This window comes from Salegentibacter sp. T436 (genome assembly GCF_001932675.1).
Taxonomy (GTDB): Bacteria; Bacteroidota; Bacteroidia; order Flavobacteriales; family Flavobacteriaceae; genus Salegentibacter; species Salegentibacter agarivorans.
This window is the reverse complement of sequence record NZ_CP012872.1, coordinates 674,485-696,045: the sequence shown is the minus strand read 5'-3', so window position 1 is coordinate 696,045 and position 21,561 is coordinate 674,485. Positions and strand designations below refer to the sequence as shown.

Here is a 21,561-nt window from a genome sequence, read left to right as displayed (position 1 = left end):
TTGCGCCAATGAGTAAAACTATTATCGCCCAAAGCTTTGCACAATCCTCGCAACAGCAGGAATTGAGGGATTCCCTTGTCTCTTCTGAAAAAAATCGGACTAAAATTCAACTTAAAGGACTTGTTGGTTCTGCTTTTTCTTTTGTTGTAGCCAATGCGTTTAAAGAAGCAGAAAAACCCTTTTTGCTGATCTTTAACGATAAGGAAGAAGCGGCTTATTATTTAAACGATCTCGAGCAGCTGGTAGGAGAAAAAAATGTGCTTTTTTATCCCGGCAGTTACCGCCGTCCATATCAAATTGAGGAAACAGATAATGCAAATGTATTATTACGAGCCGAAGTTTTAAACCGAATTAATTCGCGTAAAAAACCAGCGATAATTGTTACCTATCCTGATGCTTTATTTGAAAAAGTAGTTACCCGAAAAGAACTGGATAGAAGCACGCTAAAAATTTCTGTAGAAGATGAACTTTCTATAGATTTTGTAAACGAGGTTTTATTCGAATATAAATTCAAAAGGGTTGATTTTGTAACCGAACCGGGCGAGTTCTCAGTACGTGGGGGGATTATAGATGTTTTTTCCTTTAGTAACGACGAGCCTTACCGTATCGAGTTTTTTGGAGATGAAGTAGACAGCATCAGAAGTTTTGATGTAGAAACCCAGCTTTCTACAGATAAGGTGAAGAAAATTTCGGTGATGCCGAATGTGGAAAATAAACACCTTGATGAAATACGGGATAGTTTTCTAAAATATATTTCAGAAAAAACCGTGGTGTTTGTTAAAAACCTCGATTTACTCACTGCGCAAGCCGATAAACTTTTTAGCAAGGCAGAAGAAGCCTTTAATAAACTTTCTGAAGATGTAAAACATAGTGAACCCAAAGAGCTGTTTTGTGATGGGCAGTTAATTAAAAGTCAGCTAGAGCTTTTTTCAGTTGTTGAATTGAGTAACCAGACTTATTTAGAAGCTCAGAAAAGTATAGAATTTCAAACAAAACCCCAGCCTTCTTTCAATAAGCAATTCGATTTACTGATTGATAACTTAATTGAAAATCAGGAAAACGGGTATACAAATTATATCTTCTGCGTAAGTGAACAGCAAGCCAAACGGTTCCACGATATCTTCGATGATCAGGAACGTATAGTAAAATACCAAACAATTACTTTGGCTTTATTTCAGGGTTTTATCGATGAAACCGGAAAAAATGTTTGTTACACAGATCACCAGATCTTTGAGCGCTACCATAAGTTTCATCTTAAGAATGGTTATGCTAAAAAACAGGCGATCACGCTTAAGGAACTCGGTAATCTTGAAGTGGGTGATTATGTAACCCATATTGACCATGGAATAGGGAAATTTGGCGGACTTCAGAAAATTGATGTAGAAGGAAAAAAGCAGGAAGCGATCAAGCTTTTCTACGGTGAGCGGGATATTTTATATGTCAGCATTCACTCTCTCCATAAAATTTCGAAATATAACGGGAAGGATGGCAAAGAGCCCAAGATCTTTAAATTGGGAAGTAACGCCTGGAAGAAACTAAAGCAAAAGACCAAGGCGCGTGTTAAACATATTGCCTACAATTTAATTGAACTTTACGCAAAACGAAGATTACAAAAAGGCTTTGCCTTTGGCCCAGATTCTTACTTACAACACGAGCTGGAAGCCTCTTTTATGTATGAAGACACGCCAGATCAAAGTACCGCAACCCAGGCGGTAAAAGAAGATATGGAAAACGAGCGCCCTATGGATCGGTTGGTTTGTGGGGATGTTGGTTTCGGGAAAACAGAGGTTGCTATTCGGGCAGCTTTTAAAGCGGTAGATAACGGTAAACAAGTTGCTGTTCTAGTGCCAACCACTATTTTGGCGTTTCAACATCATGAAACTTTCACTGAACGTTTAAAAGATTTCCCGGTAACAGTAGATTATTTAAATAGGTTTAGAACCGCTAAAGAACGCCGAGAAACTTTAGCCGATCTGGAAAATGGAAAAGTAGATATTGTGATTGGTACGCACCAATTGGTTAATAAAGCGGTGAAATTTAAAGATCTTGGATTACTGATCGTAGATGAAGAACAAAAATTTGGAGTTTCGGTAAAAGATAAACTGAAAACTATCAAGGAAAATGTAGATACACTTACATTAACGGCAACGCCTATTCCAAGAACGCTTCAGTTTAGTTTAATGGCCGCGCGAGATTTATCTACCATCACCACTCCGCCCCCAAACCGTTATCCAATTGAAACTAACGTAATTCGTTTTTCCGAAGAAACTATTCGGGATGCGGTTTCTTATGAAATTCAACGGGGCGGACAGGTTTTCTTTATTCATAACCGGATTGAAAATATTAAAGAAGTCGCCGGAATGATTCAGCGTGTGGTGCCAGATGCTAAGATTGGTGTAGGCCACGGCCAGATGGAAGGCAAGAAGCTGGAAAAACTGATGCTGAGTTTTATCAATGGTGAATTTGACGTTTTGGTTTCAACAACGATCGTGGAAAGCGGACTTGATGTTACTAATGCGAACACTATTTTCATTAATAATGCGAATAATTTTGGGGTTTCAGATCTTCACCAAATGCGAGGTAGAGTAGGACGAAGCAACAAGAAGGCTTTTTGTTACTTTATAACGCCACCGTATTCTGTAATGACTGAAGATGCTCGGAAACGAATTAGTGCTTTAGAGCAATTTTCTGAATTAGGAAGCGGAATTAATATCGCGATGAAAGATTTGGAAATTCGTGGAGCCGGAGACTTACTGGGTGGCGAACAAAGCGGATTTATCAACGAAATTGGTTTTGATACCTATCAGAAGATTTTAAATGAAGCGATTGAGGAATTAAAAGAAAATGAATTTCAGGAGCTTTATAATGAATCTGAAAATATAGAGGATAAAACCTTTGTAAAAGATGCGCAGATCGATACCGATTTTGAGATTCTTTTCCCCGATGATTATATCAATAATATTACTGAAAGACTGAATTTATATACACAGTTAAATAAAATTACTTCAGAAGAAGAATTGCAAAAGTTTGAAGCAGAGCTTGTAGATCGTTTTGGGGAATTACCAACCCAGGCGGTAGATTTACTTAATAGTGTTCGTATAAAGTGGATCGCGGCGAGTATAGGTCTGGAAAAGATCATATTAAAACAAGGCAAATTGATAGGCTATTTTATTTCCGATCAGCAATCCAGATTTTATCAAACCAATACGTTTACCAAGGTGCTGCAATATGTACAAACGCATAAGCATAAATGCACCATGAAAGAGAAGAAAACCAGGAATGGCTTGCGATTGCTCTTAACTTTTGAAAAGATCAATTCGATAGAAAGCGCTTTAAAAGTTTTGCAGCCCCTGGATTTTAGGGTTAAGGAAGAAGAGGTTGAAGCCCCCTAACCTCCGAAGCGGGAATAAAAAAAATGTCACCCTCCTTTTTAAGGAGGGGTGGCCGATAGGCCGGGGTGGTTGAACCCTTCCGTCATTCCTTCGGAATGCCACCTCCCCTTAAAAAGGGAAGGAGCTTTTACGTCATTCTGAACTCGTTTCAGAATCTATGTTGTTAAATAGTCACTTCAAATAAGTAAAAAAATTCATTTTAAAACCTAAATATTGTGGTTTTTTCAATGTTTTAGCAAATAAAAACTATGTTTGTAGTTATAACATAAACTATCTAACAAAATGATTAAAAATTTCTTTTTAGTTTTCTTCCTTTTTCTGGGATTAAACTCCTTTGCTCAAAATGTAGATTTCGGTATCCAGGCTGGATATACAAATGTTGAAGTAGAAGCTAATGCCAAGGGTGGTACACAGGTTTCTGCAGACGGTTCCGGTTTTTATGTAGGATTTTTAGCCGATTTTCAATTCACCGAAAATTGGCACCTTCAACCTTCCGTAAATTATTTTAATGTAGAAGAAACCGATTTCTTATCTATTCCGGTTCTTGTGCAGTATTATATAGAAAATTCCGGTTTTTATTTACAAGCGGGTCCTCAGGCAACTATTGTATTAGAAGATGTTCCCACTACAAACGAATTTGGTTTAGATGCGGCATTTGGTGTAGGCTATCATATCACCGAGGATTTCTTTATTGAGGCACGTTATGGTATTGAACTAACCAATAGATATACTGACGAATCTATAGAATTTGCCGAACAATACGATACAGATATTAAAAGTGGAGTAAATACTTTGATGGTAGGAGTAGGTTATAAGTTCTAACCAAACCTCAAGTTTGCTAAACCGAAGTGAAAGGAAAACCTTTCTACAATATAGACCTTACAGGTTTTTAAAATCTGTGAGGTTTTTTATTTACGCCATCTTCAGCCTGGTTCAGAGGGTCTCTAGATTTCCTTCTCAAATTGATAATCCAATACTTCCCCTAAATTAACCGAACTTATTTTCTTGCCCTTAGAAACTCCATTCTGGTCAAAATAGGGAATATTTAAGTTCTTTCCCTTTGCAGTTTTCGTGTAATAATCTTCCTTAGTTGGATGATCTGGACAGGCTGCGTTAAAAGTTTTTCCCCAGGCTTCTTTCTTGATGATCTGATTTATGATTTCTATACAATCTTCCTGTTGAATAAGGTTTACCGGCGCTTTTGAATTTTTAATCCCGGTTTTGTTAGCAAGGTAATTTACAGGATGTCTTCCCGGACCAATTAATCCGCCGAACCTAATAACTGTGGTTTGAAAATGCTGATTTTTCAATAGCATTTGTTCTGAAGAAATAAGTTGTTTAGCGGCTTCTGAAGTTCCGTTAGCTTCGTTTTCTTCGGTGTATTCGGGGAAGTTTTCTTCGTCTTTATAGACTGAAGTAGAACTCACAAAAATCACTTTTTCTACCGGAGATTTTTCTATATAATCTATAATCCTGCCTATTTTACCAACGAAATCGGCTTCGGGATCGCCACGAAGGCCGGGCGGTATGTCTATAATTAGCAATTCAGAATGCGCCAGGAAAGAAGTAAGATCGCCCTGAACGCCTTCTGTAAAAATTTTAATCTGATAAGGCGTAATGCCGGCCTCACGCAATGGCTGCATTTTTTCCTGGCTGGTTACCGAGCCTTTTACTACGTGCTCTTCTTTAAGCTTTTTTGCGAGTGGCAATCCCAGCCAGCCGGTTCCTAATATAGATATGTTCATAAAGCCCCTCCCGGCCTCCCCAAAGGGGAGGTGTTTTTAAGTTTTAAATAAAATATTCGTGTATTCGTCAAGCTGAACTTGTTTCAGCTTCTAATATGAGAAGATTTCTTATCAAGTTAGATCCTGAAATAAATTCAGGATGACGAGTAATAACCTCAAAGCTACAAAACCAAAACCTACTCGGGACTTATGGTTTTCTTAAATATTACAGCATCGTTTAGTACAAAAGGCCTTGGAATCATAGTTTCTGGTCTGGGCTTTACATTTAAATCTTGATTTTCAAGCAAATCATAACTGGACTCGTAAAGTGTGAATTCTGGTGTTTTATCCTTTTTCAAACTGAATTCCAATCTTAAAGTATCCCTTCCCGAAATATGATAAGTCAATATTCGGTCGTGCCATCTACGGGTGTGAATATGAAAATCGTTACTTCCCAGCGCGACAGAATCAGCTTCGAGACCATTCACTTTAAAACTTTCAAAATCTACGGTTCTATCAGCAAAAAGTTCTATTCTATCCGCTTTTCGGTTGGTAGCAATTTTCAGAGAATAGGAATTAAAAGCTGTGGTAGAATCGGTTTTTTCCCAAATTACGCCGGGCGATTTTAGATCAATTTTTGGAGCTTCGGCACGCCAGGTAAAATTTGAGCCGTATTTGCTGCTAAAGGTTTTATTTTCTGAAGGAGCAATTAATGGTTCTTCTCCAAAATATGCTTCAGTCCATTCGTCTGGCATCTTATCGTAAGAATACCAATTGGTAGTATTTTTATCGGCATCAAAAAGATACACCAGCGAATTCGGTTTAGGGTGTTCTTCGGTGAAATCGGCTTTAAAATGTGCGATAATTAAAAGAATATTGAAAACTAAGAAGAATAAAACCGCGATTTTTTTATTGCTTTTAAAATAGGCAAAAACAGGTAACAGCAGTTGAAATAATAAAACGGTGAGTAAAGCTGAGACAAACAATATTTTCAGACCTAAAGCTACCGGAAACATTTTTATAAAAGGCACTAAAATAAATACAGCCGGAAGGCTTAAGAACGCCATTAATAAGGAATTTGGCGATTCCTGACGCATCATAATAAATAGCTGCAGTAAGCCGAAAAAGCCTGGGATTATAAAATATGCCGCGCCTTTTAAAAAGAATGCTAGCAAAGTGCAAAGCAATAACCAGAAAAATAGTGGAACAACAAATAGATTCGCCTTTTTGTCTATATGTCTAAATCGGAAGTAGGTGAAAAACGAAATGAGTAAGCTTAATGAAACAAAAGCAGCGATATAATAATAGCCGTTATAGGTAAAACCCTGTTCCATTTCTGAATATTCAGGGTAGCTGTAAAGTAGAAATTTCCAAAGTAGAAAAACCAATAAGCCAGAAAAGGCCAGGCTCACCATAAACGGAATAATACTCTTTGAAATTTCTTTTAGCTGAAGATGATCCTTGGAAAATCCATAGCCCAGAATGATAAAAAACAAAACAAAAGCGAGAATAAGCATTGGGAATATCCAGGAAAACGGATAACTGATTATTTCCCCGCCCGGAATATTAAAAAACAATACTTCTTTTTCCGCATTTACTTCGCTTAAATCTGCATCTTTAAAATAATCGAGTAGAGGCATTAAATAACTGCCTTGATGTGCTAAGGTTTCTTTATCTAAGTTTTTGGGGGTGTCAGTCGCGGTGTGATAATCAAAATGATCGTCTATAAATGCAAAATTATAACCCGGGATATTTCCCTGTTCCCTTAAAACAGTAAGATCGGTGTCGTTAGGCAGCATTTTATAAACGCTATAAACCAGCGAATTCGTAACTAGAAATTCTGGATTGGCTTCTTTGAAAGAATTAATAAGCCCTGCATTTCCAGAATTTGTTTCCAGGAACATAAAAGAATCGCCATCACTGCCGCGGGCTTCAAAATTAAGGGCAAGTTTGGCATCTTTAGCCCAGGGATGATCTTTTATAAAAAGTTCGGCGCCATTTAAACCGAGTTCTTCAGCATCGGTAAACAGTATGATAATATCATTTTTGTGCTTTTTATTTTCAGCTAAAAATGTACGAATTCCTTCTAAAATTGTTCCCACGCCGCTGCCGGCATCACTGGCACCGGGAGAAGAATGCGGATTACTGTCGTAATGCGTCATAAGCACCAAAGCTTCACCGTTTCCGTTGCCTTCTAAACGTGCTAAAATATTTTGAGGACGCACTAGCGTGCCGCTTTTGGTAAGCGTATAATCTTCGTGAGTTTGCGCCTGTAAGCCCATTACCTGTAACTGGCCTACAATATAATTTCTTACGCGGCTATGAGCTTCAGTCCCTACATAATGTGGTTTCTGCGCAATCGCTTCCACGTGTTTAAAAGCGCGTTGGGTAGAAAAAGTGGTTTCAGGCGCATCTTTAGCTTCAATATTTTTTGGTTGGCTGCTGTAAAAGCTAAACCAAACTGCAATGGTAATAAAAATGAAAGAGAAAAAGCGAGGTATATTCTTCAGCATAATTCAGAAAAAAACAAAAGGTTTACAGGATTTAAAGATACTTAAGATTTTAAGGAATAGTAATACAGGAAAGCAGGCTTTCAGAATAATTAAATTTTACCTATATTTAAGTTATTAGTAATCAAAAATTTAAGTTATGGGTATTAAAAGTTTTCAGGGAAAAAGGGCGGAACCGGAGAAGCCGAAGAGCGCACCCATGTTGGTTAGAGATTATATGAGTACCTCACTGGTTACTTTTAAAGAACACGAAAATATTTTAGATGTTGCCGAAAAACTGACCAAACATAAAATATCTGGTGGGTGTGTGGTAGATGACAATAATAAACTAGTAGGGCTTATTTCTGAAGGGGATTGTATGAAACAAATTTCAGACAGCCAGTATTACAATATGCCCTTAGAAGATACTACCATTGGTAAGCGAATGACTTGTAATGTGGAAACCATAGACGGAAATATGAATGTGATGGATGCCGCAAAACTATTTATTGAAAAACGGTTTAGGCGTTTTCCAATTGTGGAACACGGCAAACTTATTGGGCAAATTAGCCAAAGTGATGTACTTAGGGCAGCGGTGCGTTTAAAAAGTAATAATTGGGGAGATTAAGACCTTTGCTTAAACTAATTATTCAAGCTTTTTAAAAATCTTTGACATGGTTTTCCCGTCTATTGCTTCCATATCTATAAGCTTTAAGGATTCTACCATATTAAGTGTTGAAGATTTATATTCTTTGAAATGTGGTGTTTCCAGATGAGCTTTATAGGCTTCATTATCTGCATATATTTCTAATATTCTTATTTTGGTAGGGTCTTCCTTTTGAAACATTGGGTATATAGAAATAACGCCTGGCTCTAACCTAACAGAAGCTTCAGCTTCATATTTTAAAATTTTTATATACTCTTCAAGATACTGCTCTTCTATTTTAATTTCAGAAATCCTGATAAGCATTTCATCTGTTTGCGGAGTATTTTTCATCTTATTTTGAGAACCACAAGAGTAGATTAAAAAAATTAAAGATAGAATCGTAAATGCCGATTTTATAAATTTCATTTAGTATTAATTTTGAAATCCCTATCGGGAAATGCACTATGTAATAGTGTGTGGTTAACTGCGTTTAACTAAAGCGTAAATTCCATTTTCTAAAGGAAGATATCCCTGGTCGTACACAAAATAATAGACCTTACCGGTTTTGGTTGTATAGATGCTGGTAAAATATTCAAAATTGAAACCACGGGCGAGTAATTTATTTTTACTAATCGTGGTTTTTTCGTTTGGATTGAATTCTTCTAAAATTCGGTAATTTTTGCGAAGCAGGTTATTGACGTTTCTAACCAGGTTTTTCCTGTCTTTGTTGAGGTTGTTATGGTGTGCATTGCGACAATAATCGCTGCAGAATTTCTTATCTACGCGACCTACAATTTTTTCGCCACATTCCAAACAGGATTTTTGCATACTACGCGATAATCGAGGATTAAATATTTCCAGGCTTTACTCGAAATTAAATTTTGTTTTCACAATAAATATAAATAAAAAGCTTAAAAAATACTGAAATTCAGGTTTTTGTAGAGTTATACTTACTTGTTTTTCCGTATTTCCGCTTGGCGCATCGGCATACTATCTATAGTATTAAAAAGTTTTTCTGCGGAAAGCACTTCGGTTTGTTCCAGTTTTTCGCCGCCATCCAATCCGATTAGAATAACCCGAAAATCGCTTTTTTCAGCTTTATATTTCTGAAAAAGCTCAGAAGAATTTTTCCAGTTCTCTTCTTCAAATCCGGTTGTATATTTTTCAGGTAAAATTTGGTAGATTACCAGTTTTCGCTCGTTTAAGCCTTGTTGATGTTTTTGAAGTTCGGTAAGTTGTTGCTGGAATTTTTCATTTTTCTGTTCAGCTACAATCAAAATTAGTCGGTCTTTCCATTGGTGTTTAGAAAGATCTTGCGCATTTAAATTCATAGCGAAAGAGAAAATTAAGATAAAACAACTTATAGATTTTAGCATATTCTAAAATACGAAAAATCTGCTATACCTTTAGTCTAAGCATTTCGGCACGAGCCATAAAAGAATCTTTTAGGCGTTCAATTTTAGGATTCATCGTAGAGGCAAACACCAGGTATTGGCATTTTGTAATATGCTGCGGAATCCTAATTAAATCGTTATAATCGCTGTTTTTGGTTAAGAATTCGGCGTCTTCTACCGCAAGAATCTTTAACTGACTTACATTGATGCCGGTGATTTTAAAAAGCTGAAATAATTTTTTTGGTGTAGCGATCACAATGTCCACACCATCATAAATATCATCTTTTTGTTTGCTGATATCGGGAGCGTCATGCGCGCTATAAACGCGTAAGTCCATGTATTTTGTGAATTTGTTGAATTCTTCTTCCAGCGCCAGGGCAGCTTCTTTGTTCTGAACAAAAATCAAAGCTCTGGGAGCATCTTCAAAAGCTGCGCTTTCTAATTTCTGAATTGTGCTAATTACAAGTGCGGTAGTTTTTCCGGAACCTTCAGGAGCAACGATAAAAAGATCTCTTCCGCTTTTAATTTTGGGTAAAATTTGTTTTTGAAATGGAAGCGGATTTTCAATTTTCAGTCTTTCCAAAGCTTCTTTAAGCGGAATATTCAGTTTTTTAAAGGACATAAGATTTGTTTTAAAGCTACCGACGTTTTAATCTTTCTATATAAATATCAAAAGCTTCTGAAGCTTACAAAGATAACTTTCCCTATAATTAAAGCGCTATAAAACATTATTGCTTTTAGAAAACTTGTTGGAAAAGGGCAGGATTTCAAATCCATTCCTGATTTTCCACGCTTAGTTTATCTTTCACTTCGCCGGTATGTTTGGTACTTGCAGGCTCAAAAAGTAAAATCCAGGCTTCCTCTTCAGCTACAGGGTTATGCTCAACACCTCTTGGGACAATATACATTTCGCCTTCATTTAAGCGAATAGTTTTATCTCGAAATTCAATCTTTAGACTTCCTTTAATAACCAGGAACATTTCATCTTCCTCTTTATGATCGTGCCAAACAAATTCCCCTTTTAATTTCGCGAGTTTTACCTGTTGCCCGTTGAGTTCGCCAATAATTTTAGGCGTCCAGTGCTCATTAAACAACTCGAATTTATCTTTTAAATTTACTTTTTCAGGTTTCATAAGTTTAGGGTTAACTAATTAAAAATAGGAAAATTACGTTCAGTTTTTAATAAGCTGTGGTAATTTAGCTTCAATGGGGAAACCTTTAATTCCTTCTTTGGTCTTTAAATAAGTTTCAATTTCGGCCTCACTCATTTGGTAGGTTTCTTTAAGGCCGTCAATAATTATTTTTAGGTAAAATTCGTGTGGGGAATTTATTTCCTCTTTTAAATAATCTTCATTAGTAAAAGTGAAGATTGGGCAATTTTCATCTTCACCCAGATAAATGATCTTCCCGTACCAGGAATTATTTTTCATATCCAGGCTACGATTTTTAATTACGTGTTGGAGATCTATATCAAAATCGCCTTCAAATTTTATTTCCTGTTGTACCAAATCAACAAATTGCTGCTGGGTGATGAGGTACATTCTACCCAGGGTTTTTATATTTTTATCAAAGTCAGATTTTATAAATCCGGCGCCACCGCCACTCCAGGTTTTTGAAGATTTAGCGAAATAAAGTTCGCCATTTATAGTGATTCCTTTAGATTTTTCAGGCAGGGTTTTATTGGTGCAACCGGGATAAACGCGTTTGGCATTGGCAGGGCGACCACCACTAATATAACAGCTAAAACGCTCTTTTAATAAATTGGAACCATAACAGGCATACCAAACTTTGGGTTCTTCTTGTGGCATCTTTTTTTTACAAGAAAAGCTTTCTTAAAGAGAATAGCAACCTCTACAGTTATTTAGGAATTTTGAAGGTATAGCTTAGTAGCTGTTATTCAGAATACTTAGTAATTAATCTTATTAATAATTCATTTAAAAATTCTACTTCATATTCGCCTATAGAGGGTTCAATATGATCATTGCCTATGCCACTGTGATTAGTAATAAAAACATAAGTGCTATTGGTAGCCATGGAGAAGTAACGCATAAGGAATTCAGTTTTTTTATCAATTCCGCTTGCGGTAACAGGTATAAGTTTAATTCCTTTTTCAGCTGCTTTTTTTATTGAATTTTGAATATCAGCAATAACCTGTTGATTATGATGTGGTGGGGCATCTAATATTAAGAAAGCCAAACGGGTGCGGGCGCTGGTAGACCATTGTAGCTCGTTTAATGTTGTATTTAAAGCGGTATGTACGGCTTCTGGAAAATCGCCACCACCATTTGCAGATTGGTTATTAATAAAACTTAAAGTGGTATTTATATCACTTGAAAAACCTGAATGTCTTACAAGGTATTCATCTTCAGTATCGCGGTAAAAAACCGAGGATGTGAAAATATCAAGATTAGAATTTGAATTTTCAACTTTTTGAATAATGCTCTTCAAGTCATCTTTTAGAAACTCTAACTCGTCTGCCATGGAGCCGGTAGCATCTACAATAAATGCAATTTCCACATTGGTTGGGACTACCTCGGTGTTTTTTATTTGAATCTCATTAATCCCCTGGCCAATTCCTTTTAAAGTAGTATTAATCTTTTCGCCATTTACCCATAGCGAATAATTGCTTAGACTGAAATTTGAGGAATTTTCAAAAGGATTTATCCATAACTCAGCCTTTCCATTATTATCAGATTTGGCAGACCAGGTTGTGTTAGCCTGTTCGTTTTTTAATTCTATAACGGCATCTATAACAGGCAGTGCACTCATATTTTGTATAGAAACTGAAATCCGGTTATTAAAGAAAAAATCCCAATGGTTTAGTTTTTCGCCAAAATCCTGGGTGTTTTTTAATTCAAGCCAAAAGTTCCAGTTTTCAAGGTCGTTCCATTCTCCTGCAGTTATCATACCAGAGGAATCGGAATCACCGTTCCCGTTGTCTGGTTCTCCAGTACCTTCAGAAGAAGCTCCATCAAAAGAATTTCTTACTGCTTCTCCCGTTTCCTCTGTTGATTCACTTAAAGAATCTTCGCTGCAGCCAATAGAGCAGAAAAGTATTAGAGCTAAGCATATTTTAATAAATTTACCCATCTTATTTGAATTTAGTAGTTCTTTCTGTAATTAGATGCGAAAACATTAAAAAGGTTGCGTGGGGATGCTAATGAATTTTATATTTAATTCCTATTTGCATTAAAATGCTGACATCTTCCCCGCCAATTTGCCATTTATCGCTTTCTCTGAACGAACCTACAAGATCAGTCCAAAGTAAAGTGGGTTCTAATTGCAGGGCTAAATTGTTATTTAGCTTAGAACTAATAATTCCGGAAAAACTGACACTCATAAAATTACGATCAACTACTGGAGATAAATTAATTAAATCCTGTCTGAATTCCTGGTGGGTATAGCCAAAACCAAAGTTATAGCCAAAATTCCATTTGCTATTTTCTTTAAGGTGCTCTAACAGAATCATAGAAGTTAGTGAAGTAACATCGCCATCAATAGGTTCATTAGAACTTTTCCAATTTCTGCCTTCAATTGCGGAGTTTAAATATTGTAATTTAAGTTTAAGTCCGAAATAAGAATCAGGTTTCGAATATTTTAGATCAAGATATGAACTAAAGGGTAGCGAGTAATCAATATCAATATTATTATCGGCATTCTCAAACATATATGCGGAACCTGTTCCCAGTCCAAACCCGACTTCCAAATTTTGTGATTTCCCGTCAAGTGTAGCAACTAGAAAAAACAAGATAATTATTGTGATTTTTCTCATAAATTTTATTTGATAATTGAGATTTGAATGTTTTTAAGCTTGCTTTAGGAGCGTGCTCAGAAATAGTTTGCTAATTCTCCGCAGTAAGAATTTTACGGATTTAAAGAAAGCGGTAGCGTATCCCAAAACTCCCTCTAAGTATATCGGCATCAAATAGAATAGGAGCAGCTTCTATGTGAAAACCGAATTTTTTCTCGTTAAACGGGTAAAAGTTAAGTCCAACGGGTGCTACAAGTCCTTCAAAAGCGTTAACTCTATATCCCAGGCCCGCATAAAAATCGTAATTTTCTTTTTTCAGAAATTTATGGGTAATCACAGCTTCTACTGATAAATCTGAAATAAATTGATCGGTGCCCAGTCTTAATTCTGGAGTAAGGCGCTCATTTATATCGTAGCCTATACCAATAAAAGGAAGGTTAGATTGATGGTAGCTTACATTTAATTGACTATAAGAATTTGCTACGAAAAACACGGTGAAAGCTAAAAAGAGTGATTTTTTGTACATTCTATTTGATTGATGAATTTTATGAAATTATATTGAAAATGATGATTTTTTAATAATTATTACAATAATATATAAATTTTATAATTCTATTGATTATTATCTAATGTTTTAATGATTTTAGCCGGATTTCCACCCACCAGTACGTTTGGAGGAACATCATTTACTACTACTGCTCCGGCGGCAATTACACTCCCTGCGCCAATATTAACTCCCGGACAAATGGTTGCACCGCCGCCTATCCACACGCTATTGCCAATAGTAACCGGTTTGCCATATTCTAAAAGCGAATCTCGAGTTTTGGCATCTAAGGGATGCGTTGCGGTATAAATATTTACGTTGGGCGCTAAAAATACGTTGTTTCCAATATTCACTTCCACAACATCTAAAATGCAGCAATTAAAATTCATAAAAACCTGGTCGCCCATTTTTATGTTATATCCGTAATCACAATAAAACGGCGGCTCTATCCAAAGATCTTTACCAGCTTTTCTAAATAAGGAGTAGAAGAGCTTGATTCTTTCATCTGCTTTTTCTTCCCCTAACTTATTTGCTTTTTGAAATATGAGCCTTGCATTATACCTGTCTTTTGCAATTTCTTTATCTGAGCCCAGGTATAATTGGCCTGAAAGCATTTTTTATTTTTCGGTCATGGTAAGTCTTAATTGAAATTTAATATTACAAAAAATTTCCGATTGCTTGATTCATTTCCAAACGTTTACAAACGTATTTAAACGTAAACAAATAATTACCAGACGATTACTACTAAAAGACTGTGCTATGTTTGTCCTGTTGAAATGAACTAACGATTTTCAGCTTTTTAAATTAATACGTTATGAGCACTATTAGAAACAAAGTACAGTTGATCGGGAATGTTGGGAGAGAGCCTGAAATCGAAAACCTGGAATCGGGTAAAAAACTAGCTAAATTCTCGGTAGCTACAAATGAAAGTTACAAAAACGGAAATGGCGAACGCATAACCGATACGCAATGGCATAACATTGTAGCCTGGGGGAAAACCGCAGAGCTGGTTGAAAAATATATAAATAAAGGCAAGGAAGTTGGAATAGAGGGAAAACTCACCAACCGAAGCTGGGATGATAAAGACGGGAACAAGCGCTATATAACCGAAGTAGTTTGTAATGAATTGCTTTTAATGGGAAAATAATCTGATTTGGTTCTTATTTCTCAGAATTATAAAAGAGTACAAATGCTAAGGTGGAGCAAAAGTGGTTATTTTCTTTAAAAAGATAATAACCACTTTATTTTGTCTTTTGTATTGCCTCTATAGCATTGGCAAGATATACAAAAGGAGCATTCCAGTTAATTGCGATTTCATTACTGGCATAACTACAACGGTTATCAATATATGAAGTTGCAGGATGCTTATGCGCAGCCGTGTATTTCTCTGCACATTCATTTTTGTCTTGTTGCCCGGGGTTTGGGCCCCCGGCTAAAAGTCCGGGTACCGGATCTTCATTATCGTCAGCTTCAGAAGGTCTGTGATGCGGATCTCTTGTAGATTTCTCGCCAAAACCGGTTAAAAAAGAAAAGCCCGTGGCATTTCTTCCCAGCAGGTAATCCAAATTGCTATTTGCAGCATCAAGATATTTCCTGTCGCCTGTTATTTCGTATACATTTAAAAGTAGTATTCCCTGATTTGCTGCGGTGGAGTTACTTCCCCAAACAAAATCTGATTCATTTATTCCAATTGGAATCGCATAAGCAGAACTTTTTGAAGAAGTTACCAGATTATTGGCCATTTGGGTAAGCTGCTCAATTATGGCATGAATATTTACAAGCTCACTATTCTTATAATTTTTCCTGTGCCTGGCAAGAGAGTAGAGAGCAAGCGTATTCACATTTGGCCAGGCGGGAATTCCAAAGTTAAGTCCTAAACGGTTTTCCAGCCCAGCTTCCTGGTAATAATCTTTCTTTCCTGTGGTTATGAAAAGTTCTGTGGCAGCCCATTGCAATTCATCTTTAAAATTTCGATCTCCATAGGCTCCGGTGTTTATTTCAGGATCTTTTAATGTTTCCTGCTGGTAAATTACATCGGGGTTTTCTTTCGCCCAGCGATAAGCTTTTTCGCTCATCACCAAAAGCGAATCTGATAATCCTGGTAATTCATCTTTATAATCTTCGAAAATTCTTGTTGCCTGTGCAGTTACTGCAGCAAAATCTAAAGTAGCTGCTGTACTTTTTTGTACTACCCATCGCTGAAGTGTAGCATCTTTTGGCGCAACCGCGCTGTGAAAATTCGCGCTGGTAAGCTTGTGATAAACACCCCCGTCTTTATCCTGCATTGTCATCATCCATCTTAGATTGTACAATGTTTCGTCAAGAAAATCGGGAATATTGTTCTCGCTTTCTGGAATATTTAAATTAAGTGTGTCCAGGTATTCCGGGAAATCTTCATAAAGCGATAACAAAGTCCCCATGGTAATTCCGCTGTTTACAATATACTTTCCAAAATCTCCTGCGTCATACCATCCTCGGGGGCTTGAAATAGTAGATCCAGCCGGTCTATTCTCTGAAGCGGCAGAATTATGGATTTTCACCTTGTCGTCTGGATGGCCGGCTTCTCTCGCCCATTTTCCGGCATATTCTTCGGGTAAAGCAGTAGAAGCTCGCTGAAAATAAAAAGCCTTCATACTTGCTTTTGCTGGCTCAAAATGTACATTTTCGTCTATATGAAAAGGATGGCTGGTACCAATTCCGGGAACTTGTAATACATACTCTCCTGAGATTTCCACGGAAGAAAAATCAGCTTGTTTTACGGTTTCTTTACTATGTGGCCATTTTTTCGCATCGCTAAGTTTGCCTGAAAACACTTCATTCTTTTTATCTGCTGTAAGAATTGAAAAATTGGTAGCTTCTGAAGTTACAACAATCGCTATTTTTTGGCCTGTAGGATAGAATCCAACCTGGTTGATCCTGATTTTATCTGAACCTGAACTTTCTTGATTTAATGGGGCAAATGCTGAAATATTCAGAAGAAAACATAAAATTGGAATCAGGAATATTGTTGCAAGCCTCATAACTTAGATTTAAAATGGATATAATTATATTGAATTAACCGATACTAAAGTTAATGCTCCTAAAGCATTTTTCCATCACCTGTTTTATTTTTCTATTGAAATTGCTAAAAATTTCCTGGTAATTAAAAAGCGGAAAGTGAATTTTTTAAAACGGCAAATTTTGCTAAAAGTAAATTTCTTTAGCCAGTCGGTAAGTATTAGCATGGGCTTCAATAATCACCCTAATTTCTTTAGAATAACCGCCACCCATACTGCATTGAACCGGAATGTTTAAATCGTAGCAGGTTTGCAAAACAAACCTGTCTCTTTCTTTGCAGCCATTTACCGTGCAGGAGAGTAGGCCGAGTTTATCACTCTCTAAAATATCAACACCGCTTAAGTAAAAGATAAAATCTGGTTTTTGTTTTTCTATTAAATCAGGTAATGTCTCTTTTAGTAGTTTTAGATATTCAATATCACCACTGCCGTCGGGGACTTCAATATCGAGATCTGACTTTTCTTTTTTGAACGGATAATTACCTTTTCCGTGCATAGAAAAAGTAAAAACCGAAGAATCATCCTGAAAGATCTCTGCTGTTCCATTTCCCTGGTGAACATCCAGGTCTACAATAAGAATTTTTTCAGCTAAATTTTTATACTGAAGATATCTTGCGGCAATTGCCTGGTCGTTAAGTAAGCAAAATGCTTCGGCCCGGTTAGAATAAGCGTGATGAGTACCTCCGGCAATATTAAAAGCAATTCCATGTTCCAGGGAATAATGCACGGCTTTCATCGTACCATCGGCGATGATCATTTCCCGTTTCACTAAAGCTTCGGAAAGTGGAAAGCCACTTTTTCTAATTTCCCTGGTGCTAAGTTTTAAATCACGTAAGCGTTCAAAATAATCAGCATCGTGAGCTTTTAGAATATATTTATCGGTTGGAAATTCCGGCTCAAAGAAATTTTCTGCGCTACAGGTTCCTTCGTGAAGTAATTGCCTTGGCAGCAATTCATATTTTTCCATCGGGAAACGGTGACCTTCAGGTAAAGGATGTTTGTAGATAGGATGGTAGGCGATTTTGAGCATTTATAAAGAGTAAACCTCACAGGTTTTGAAACCTGTGAGGTTTTTTATTATTTGAGTAAAACAACTAATTTATCGTTGCGCCCGGTTCTACACCATCTTCATCTGGATTTACAAAAACCAGTTTTCCGGCTGAATTTTCTGTCATTAAAATCATTCCTTCACTTTCTACACCACGCAGTTTTCTTGGTGCTAAATTGGCCAAAACAGTCACTTTTTTACCAAGAATTTCTTCTGCCTTATAATGCTCAGCGATTCCTGAAACTACCGTTCTTTGATCCAGACCGGTGTCTACTTTTATCACCATTAATTTTTTGGTTTTAGGCATCTTATGGGCTTCAATAATAGTTCCTACACGCAAATCCATTTTGGTGAAATCTTCAAAACTAGCAGTTTCTTTTTGAGGTTCTACCTTATTGTTTTCGGCTGCATTAGCAGTTTTTGTGGCTTCCAGTTTGTCTAATTGTTGCTGCATTTGGGCATCTTCTATTTTGCTGAAAAGCAATTCTGCTTTTCCAATTTGGTGCCCCGCGGGGAGTAAAGAATCACGTGTAGCGATCTTATCCCATTGTGAATATTCCTTGCCGGAAAGTTGACTTTCAGCATCGGTGAAATTCAGCATTTTTTGAAGTTTCGCTGAAGAAAATGGTAAAAATGGTTCGCTTAAAGTAGCTAGCGCTGATGCGATTTGTAATGCCACATACATCACTGTTTTTACACGTTCTTCATCGGTTTTAATGAGTTTCCAGGGTTCCTCATCGGCTAAATATTTGTTTCCTAATCTGGCTAAATTCATTAATTCACCTTGCGCTTCGCGGAAACGGTATTTTTCAATAGAACTTGCAATAACCGCCGGATAGGCTTTTAGCTCGGCAATGGTTTGCTCGTCCACTTCAGAATAATCATTAGGTTTTGGAACAATTCCGGAGTAATATTTATTGGTTAGTACAACTACGCGATTAATAAAATTCCCGAAAATAGCTACCAATTCATTATTATTCCTGGCCTGGAAATCTTTCCAGGTAAAATCATTGTCTTTGGCTTCAGGAGCGTTTGCAGTTAAAACATAGCGCAAAACATCCTGCTGGTTTGGAAAATCTTCCAGGTATTCGTGCAACCAGACTGCCCAGTTTTTGGAGGTAGAAAGTTTTTTTCCTTCTAAATTAAGGAATTCGTTTGCCGGAACATTTTCTGGCAAGATGTATTCGCCGTGTGCTTTCAGCATCACAGGGAAAATAATACAGTGAAAAACAATGTTATCTTTTCCTATAAAGTGTACAAGTTTCGTGTTTTCGTCTTTCCAGTAAGGCTCCCAGTCCTTGCCTTCGCGTTCTGCCCATTCTTTGGTAGAAGAAATGTAGCCAATTGGCGCATCAAACCAAACGTAAAGTACTTTACCGGCACCACCTTCTACAGGGACAGGAATTCCCCAATCCAAATCACGAGTTACGGCTCTTGCGCGCAAACCATCGTTTAACCAGGATTTCACCTGCCCGTGAACATTGCTTTTCCAGTCGTGAGCGTGCCCTTTTACGATCCACTCATCTAACCATTCCTGGTATTGATCTAAAGGTAAAAACCAGTGACGGGTTTCTTTTAAAGTGGGTACTTCACCGGTAATTGCCGATTTTGGATTAATAAGATCTGTGGCGTTTAGCGAAGTTCCGCAGCTTTCACATTGGTCGCCATAGGCCTCCTCGTTTCCGCATTTTGGGCAGGTTCCGGTTACAAACCTATCGGCCAGGAATTGTCCTGCTTTTTCGTCGTAAAGTTGTTGGGTGGTTTCTTCAATAAACTTCCCATCTTCATACATCTTTTTGAAAAATGCCGAAGCGGTATCGTGATGTACTTTAGCTGAAGTTCTTGAGTAATTATTAAAAGAAACGCCAAAATCTTCGAAAGATTTCCTGATAATTCCATCGTACTTGTCAACGATATCCTGCGGCGTAACGCCTTCTTTCTTTGCTTTTATGGTAATAGGAACTCCGTGCTCATCACTTCCGCAAACAAAAGCCACATCATTGCCCTGCATTCGTAAATAACGGGCATAAATATCGGCTGGAACATAAACACCTGCAAGATGGCCAATATGTATGGGGCCGTTGGTGTATGGTAATGCTGCGGTAATAGTGTATCGCTGTGGAGTATTATTCATTTATCTTAAAATTTATTGAGGGCGCAAAGGTAAGCAACTCCTTAAAAATACGCGTTAAATTCTTGTAAAACAGAAGGCGTCTATAGGAAATGTTCCTCAATTTAGCCTTTAAATTTAATTCGAATACCAAAAGTTTTAAATCGATAAAAATTAACCAATGAAAAAATTAAGCTTAATAATTATTGTACTTAGTCTTGCAGCCTGTGGAAGTTCTAATAGCAAAATGTCTAAAGATAAATTTGTGGTTGAAAACCTTACAAATTATAATGCTGAGGAATTGAAGGCAAATTATCCTGAAGCAGATTTTCTTGAAGATACCGGCATGTTTGAAGAAGGAACAGTAGAGCGGGCCTATACCGTAATGTATCCCGATACGCCCGATGAATTGCATATTACCTGGAAAACTGAAGATCGTAAAGAAATTTTTGATATTCGGTTTTCTGAAAATGGAAAATGGAAATCTACAGAGGGCATTGAAATAGGAACCATGTATGAAGCTTTGAATAAGCTTAATGAAAAGGAGATCTCTTTCTACGGATTTGGATGGGACTATGGAGGTGCGGTTATGTGGAATAACGGGAAACTGGAAAATTCTAATTTAAGAGTGTTCCTGGCACCCAAAGAAGAAGTAGCCAATAAGTTTTATGGTGATCGCATAATCGAAGCCAGTAAAGAGGAAATTGAAAGTTTAGATTTAAAAGTTGCCAGTATAATGCTAGTGAATTAGTTATTTTTTACGGGAAATCCCCAAGTATAGAAACCTGGAATAAATCCTAAATTCACTTTATGGCTCAGCATAACGCTTTGGGGGAATTGGGTGAACGCCTCGCTTTAGAGTACCTTTTAAAACAAGGTTATGAAATTCTGGCTCAAAATTATGTTTATAACAAAGCGGAAATAGACATTTTAGCCCGGAAGCATAGCACTTTGGTAGTAGTAGAAGTTAAAACAAGAAGCACACCCGATTTTGGGGACCCACAAAGTTTTGTAAAGCCTAAACAAATTCGGCAGCTTGTAAAGGCTGCCGATTTTTTTTTGAATGACAATCAATTAAACCTTGAAACCCGTTTTGATATTATTGCGATAATAAAGAACAAAGCCGGAATACAAGTAGAACATCTTGAAGATGCTTTTTTACATTTTGAGTGAAAAACTTCTGGAAAAAACTTTATTCTAACCGCATTGTTTCAGTGACTAGTGGTTATAAAAAAACTGTCTAAAAAGTTCTAAATTCGTCAAGCTGAACTTGTTTCAGCTTCTAACTTGATTTGAATATCAACATCTTAGATCCCCGATCAAAAATCGGGGCAGGCTCTGAAATAAATTCAGGATGACGATAAAATAAAAAGACCTCACAGGTCTACAATACCTGTGAGGTCTACT

The 21,561-nt window shown here is 36.9% G+C and carries 21 protein-coding genes; 6 read left to right on the top strand and 15 right to left on the bottom strand.

All coding sequences use genetic code 11. The features are described from left to right. The first annotated feature begins 8 nt into the window (after positions 1 to 8). Complete coding sequence (gene mfd / locus AO058_RS02995; protein WP_075325166.1) at positions 9 to 3,392, top strand: transcription-repair coupling factor; 3,384 nt, start codon at positions 9 to 11, stop codon at positions 3,390 to 3,392. 282 nt (positions 3,393 to 3,674) lie between these two features. Further along, positions 3,675 to 4,214 carry an outer membrane beta-barrel protein gene (locus tag AO058_RS02990; protein ID WP_075325165.1) on the top strand — a complete coding sequence of 180 codons (540 nt, stop codon included), beginning with the start codon at positions 3,675 to 3,677 and terminating at the stop codon, positions 4,212 to 4,214. Positions 4,215 to 4,336: 122 nt separating this feature from the next. Here AO058_RS02990 and AO058_RS02985 read toward each other — a convergent pair whose 3' ends face one another. Continuing rightward, positions 4,337 to 5,137 carry an NAD(P)H-binding protein gene (locus AO058_RS02985; RefSeq protein ID WP_075325164.1) on the bottom strand — a complete coding sequence of 267 codons (801 nt, stop codon included), beginning with the start codon at positions 5,135 to 5,137 and terminating at the stop codon, positions 4,337 to 4,339. 176 nt (positions 5,138 to 5,313) lie between these two features. Next, positions 5,314 to 7,629: a M28 family peptidase gene (locus tag AO058_RS02980; RefSeq protein WP_075325163.1), complete on the bottom strand. Its 2,316-nt coding sequence runs from the start codon at positions 7,627 to 7,629 to the stop codon at positions 5,314 to 5,316. Between the two features lie 136 nt (positions 7,630 to 7,765). On the opposite strand from AO058_RS02980, the gene AO058_RS02975 reads away from it, so the two are divergent. Further along, positions 7,766 to 8,233, top strand: coding sequence for a CBS domain-containing protein (locus tag AO058_RS02975; protein WP_075325162.1), 468 nt, complete (start codon positions 7,766 to 7,768; stop codon positions 8,231 to 8,233). Positions 8,234 to 8,251: 18 nt separating this feature from the next. On the opposite strand, the gene AO058_RS02970 is transcribed toward AO058_RS02975, so the two are convergent. From AO058_RS02970 to AO058_RS02925, 10 genes are all read right to left on the bottom strand, one after another. Next, complete coding sequence (locus tag AO058_RS02970) at positions 8,252 to 8,677, bottom strand: putative quinol monooxygenase (protein WP_093305638.1); 426 nt, start codon at positions 8,675 to 8,677, stop codon at positions 8,252 to 8,254. Positions 8,678 to 8,731: 54 nt separating this feature from the next. Beyond that, complete coding sequence (locus tag AO058_RS02965; RefSeq protein WP_075325161.1) at positions 8,732 to 9,079, bottom strand: hypothetical protein; 348 nt, start codon at positions 9,077 to 9,079, stop codon at positions 8,732 to 8,734. 122 nt (positions 9,080 to 9,201) lie between these two features. Next, positions 9,202 to 9,582, bottom strand: a complete 381-nt coding sequence (locus tag AO058_RS02960) for a DUF4174 domain-containing protein (protein WP_177195717.1) — start codon at positions 9,580 to 9,582, stop codon at positions 9,202 to 9,204. Positions 9,583 to 9,649: 67 nt separating this feature from the next. Next, positions 9,650 to 10,267: a DEAD/DEAH box helicase gene (locus AO058_RS02955; RefSeq protein WP_075325159.1), complete on the bottom strand. Its 618-nt coding sequence runs from the start codon at positions 10,265 to 10,267 to the stop codon at positions 9,650 to 9,652. Between the two features lie 145 nt (positions 10,268 to 10,412). Beyond that, entirely contained in the window at positions 10,413 to 10,778 is a 366-nt protein-coding gene (locus AO058_RS02950; protein ID WP_057482536.1) for a cupin domain-containing protein, read from the bottom strand. 39 nt (positions 10,779 to 10,817) lie between these two features. Further along, the gene (locus tag AO058_RS02945) at positions 10,818 to 11,453 is read right to left on the bottom strand and encodes a hypothetical protein (protein ID WP_075325158.1); all 636 of its coding nucleotides are present in this window, start codon (positions 11,451 to 11,453) and stop codon (positions 10,818 to 10,820) included. An 85-nt stretch (positions 11,454 to 11,538) separates the two neighbouring features. Next, a complete protein-coding gene (locus AO058_RS02940; RefSeq protein ID WP_075325157.1) occupies positions 11,539 to 12,735 on the bottom strand; it encodes a vWA domain-containing protein in 1,197 nt (398 codons plus the stop codon). Positions 12,736 to 12,802: 67 nt separating this feature from the next. Further along, positions 12,803 to 13,417 carry a hypothetical protein gene (locus tag AO058_RS02935; RefSeq protein WP_075325156.1) on the bottom strand — a complete coding sequence of 205 codons (615 nt, stop codon included), beginning with the start codon at positions 13,415 to 13,417 and terminating at the stop codon, positions 12,803 to 12,805. 100 nt (positions 13,418 to 13,517) lie between these two features. Beyond that, positions 13,518 to 13,922, bottom strand: a complete 405-nt coding sequence (locus AO058_RS02930; RefSeq protein WP_075325155.1) for a hypothetical protein — start codon at positions 13,920 to 13,922, stop codon at positions 13,518 to 13,520. Positions 13,923 to 14,008: 86 nt separating this feature from the next. Further along, positions 14,009 to 14,554, bottom strand: a complete 546-nt coding sequence (locus AO058_RS02925) for a sugar O-acetyltransferase (RefSeq protein WP_232228882.1) — start codon at positions 14,552 to 14,554, stop codon at positions 14,009 to 14,011. Between the two features lie 200 nt (positions 14,555 to 14,754). Here AO058_RS02925 and AO058_RS02920 point away from each other — a divergent pair, with 200 nt between their 5' ends. After that, positions 14,755 to 15,087 (top strand): single-stranded DNA-binding protein, encoded by a 333-nt coding sequence (locus AO058_RS02920; RefSeq protein WP_075325154.1) that lies wholly within the window; start codon positions 14,755 to 14,757, stop codon positions 15,085 to 15,087. A gap of 94 nt (positions 15,088 to 15,181) precedes the next feature. Here the strand turns inward: AO058_RS02920 and AO058_RS02915 are convergent, their stop codons facing one another. From AO058_RS02915 to metG, 3 genes are all read right to left on the bottom strand, one after another. Next, positions 15,182 to 16,960: a glycoside hydrolase family 9 protein gene (locus tag AO058_RS02915; protein ID WP_075325153.1), complete on the bottom strand. Its 1,779-nt coding sequence runs from the start codon at positions 16,958 to 16,960 to the stop codon at positions 15,182 to 15,184. A gap of 163 nt (positions 16,961 to 17,123) precedes the next feature. Further along, positions 17,124 to 18,026, bottom strand: a complete 903-nt coding sequence (locus AO058_RS02910) for a histone deacetylase family protein (protein ID WP_075325152.1) — start codon at positions 18,024 to 18,026, stop codon at positions 17,124 to 17,126. A 64-nt stretch (positions 18,027 to 18,090) separates the two neighbouring features. After that, positions 18,091 to 20,178: a methionine--tRNA ligase gene (metG, locus tag AO058_RS02905; RefSeq protein ID WP_075325151.1), complete on the bottom strand. Its 2,088-nt coding sequence runs from the start codon at positions 20,176 to 20,178 to the stop codon at positions 18,091 to 18,093. Positions 20,179 to 20,335: 157 nt separating this feature from the next. On the opposite strand from metG, the gene AO058_RS02900 reads away from it, so the two are divergent. Together AO058_RS02900 and AO058_RS02895 are read left to right on the top strand one after the other, a co-directional pair. Further along, positions 20,336 to 20,905 (top strand): hypothetical protein, encoded by a 570-nt coding sequence (locus AO058_RS02900; RefSeq protein ID WP_075325150.1) that lies wholly within the window; start codon positions 20,336 to 20,338, stop codon positions 20,903 to 20,905. Between the two features lie 59 nt (positions 20,906 to 20,964). Further along, complete coding sequence (locus tag AO058_RS02895; RefSeq protein WP_075325149.1) at positions 20,965 to 21,327, top strand: YraN family protein; 363 nt, start codon at positions 20,965 to 20,967, stop codon at positions 21,325 to 21,327. Positions 21,328 to 21,561: the final 234 nt, after the last annotated feature.

Excerpts from the sequence above, each read along its gene's own strand:
- AO058_RS02930 (WP_075325155.1), bottom strand. The coding sequence starts at position 13,922 with ATGTACAAAAAATCACTCTTTTTAGCTTTCACCGTGTTTTTCGTAGCA.
- AO058_RS02900 (WP_075325150.1), top strand. The coding sequence starts at position 20,336 with ATGAAAAAATTAAGCTTAATAATTATTGTACTTAGTCTTGCAGCCTGT.
- metG (WP_075325151.1), bottom strand. The coding sequence starts at position 20,178 with ATGAATAATACTCCACAGCGATACACTATTACCGCAGCATTACCATAC.
- AO058_RS02910 (WP_075325152.1), bottom strand. The coding sequence starts at position 18,026 with ATGCTCAAAATCGCCTACCATCCTATCTACAAACATCCTTTACCTGAA.
- AO058_RS02980 (WP_075325163.1), bottom strand. The coding sequence starts at position 7,629 with ATGCTGAAGAATATACCTCGCTTTTTCTCTTTCATTTTTATTACCATT.
- AO058_RS02985 (WP_075325164.1), bottom strand. The coding sequence starts at position 5,137 with ATGAACATATCTATATTAGGAACCGGCTGGCTGGGATTGCCACTCGCA.
- AO058_RS02915 (WP_075325153.1), bottom strand. The coding sequence starts at position 16,960 with ATGAGGCTTGCAACAATATTCCTGATTCCAATTTTATGTTTTCTTCTG.
- AO058_RS02990 (WP_075325165.1), top strand. The coding sequence starts at position 3,675 with ATGATTAAAAATTTCTTTTTAGTTTTCTTCCTTTTTCTGGGATTAAAC.
- AO058_RS02895 (WP_075325149.1), top strand. The coding sequence starts at position 20,965 with ATGGCTCAGCATAACGCTTTGGGGGAATTGGGTGAACGCCTCGCTTTA.
- AO058_RS02925 (WP_232228882.1), bottom strand. The coding sequence starts at position 14,554 with ATGCTTTCAGGCCAATTATACCTGGGCTCAGATAAAGAAATTGCAAAA.
- AO058_RS02955 (WP_075325159.1), bottom strand. The coding sequence starts at position 10,267 with ATGTCCTTTAAAAAACTGAATATTCCGCTTAAAGAAGCTTTGGAAAGA.
- AO058_RS02920 (WP_075325154.1), top strand. The coding sequence starts at position 14,755 with ATGAGCACTATTAGAAACAAAGTACAGTTGATCGGGAATGTTGGGAGA.
- AO058_RS02960 (WP_177195717.1), bottom strand. The coding sequence starts at position 9,582 with ATGAATTTAAATGCGCAAGATCTTTCTAAACACCAATGGAAAGACCGA.
- AO058_RS02970 (WP_093305638.1), bottom strand. The coding sequence starts at position 8,677 with ATGAAATTTATAAAATCGGCATTTACGATTCTATCTTTAATTTTTTTA.
- AO058_RS02940 (WP_075325157.1), bottom strand. The coding sequence starts at position 12,735 with ATGGGTAAATTTATTAAAATATGCTTAGCTCTAATACTTTTCTGCTCT.
- AO058_RS02965 (WP_075325161.1), bottom strand. The coding sequence starts at position 9,079 with ATGCAAAAATCCTGTTTGGAATGTGGCGAAAAAATTGTAGGTCGCGTA.
- mfd (WP_075325166.1), top strand. The coding sequence starts at position 9 with ATGAGTAAAACTATTATCGCCCAAAGCTTTGCACAATCCTCGCAACAG.
- AO058_RS02975 (WP_075325162.1), top strand. The coding sequence starts at position 7,766 with ATGGGTATTAAAAGTTTTCAGGGAAAAAGGGCGGAACCGGAGAAGCCG.
- AO058_RS02935 (WP_075325156.1), bottom strand. The coding sequence starts at position 13,417 with ATGAGAAAAATCACAATAATTATCTTGTTTTTTCTAGTTGCTACACTT.
- AO058_RS02950 (WP_057482536.1), bottom strand. The coding sequence starts at position 10,778 with ATGAAACCTGAAAAAGTAAATTTAAAAGATAAATTCGAGTTGTTTAAT.
- AO058_RS02945 (WP_075325158.1), bottom strand. The coding sequence starts at position 11,453 with ATGCCACAAGAAGAACCCAAAGTTTGGTATGCCTGTTATGGTTCCAAT.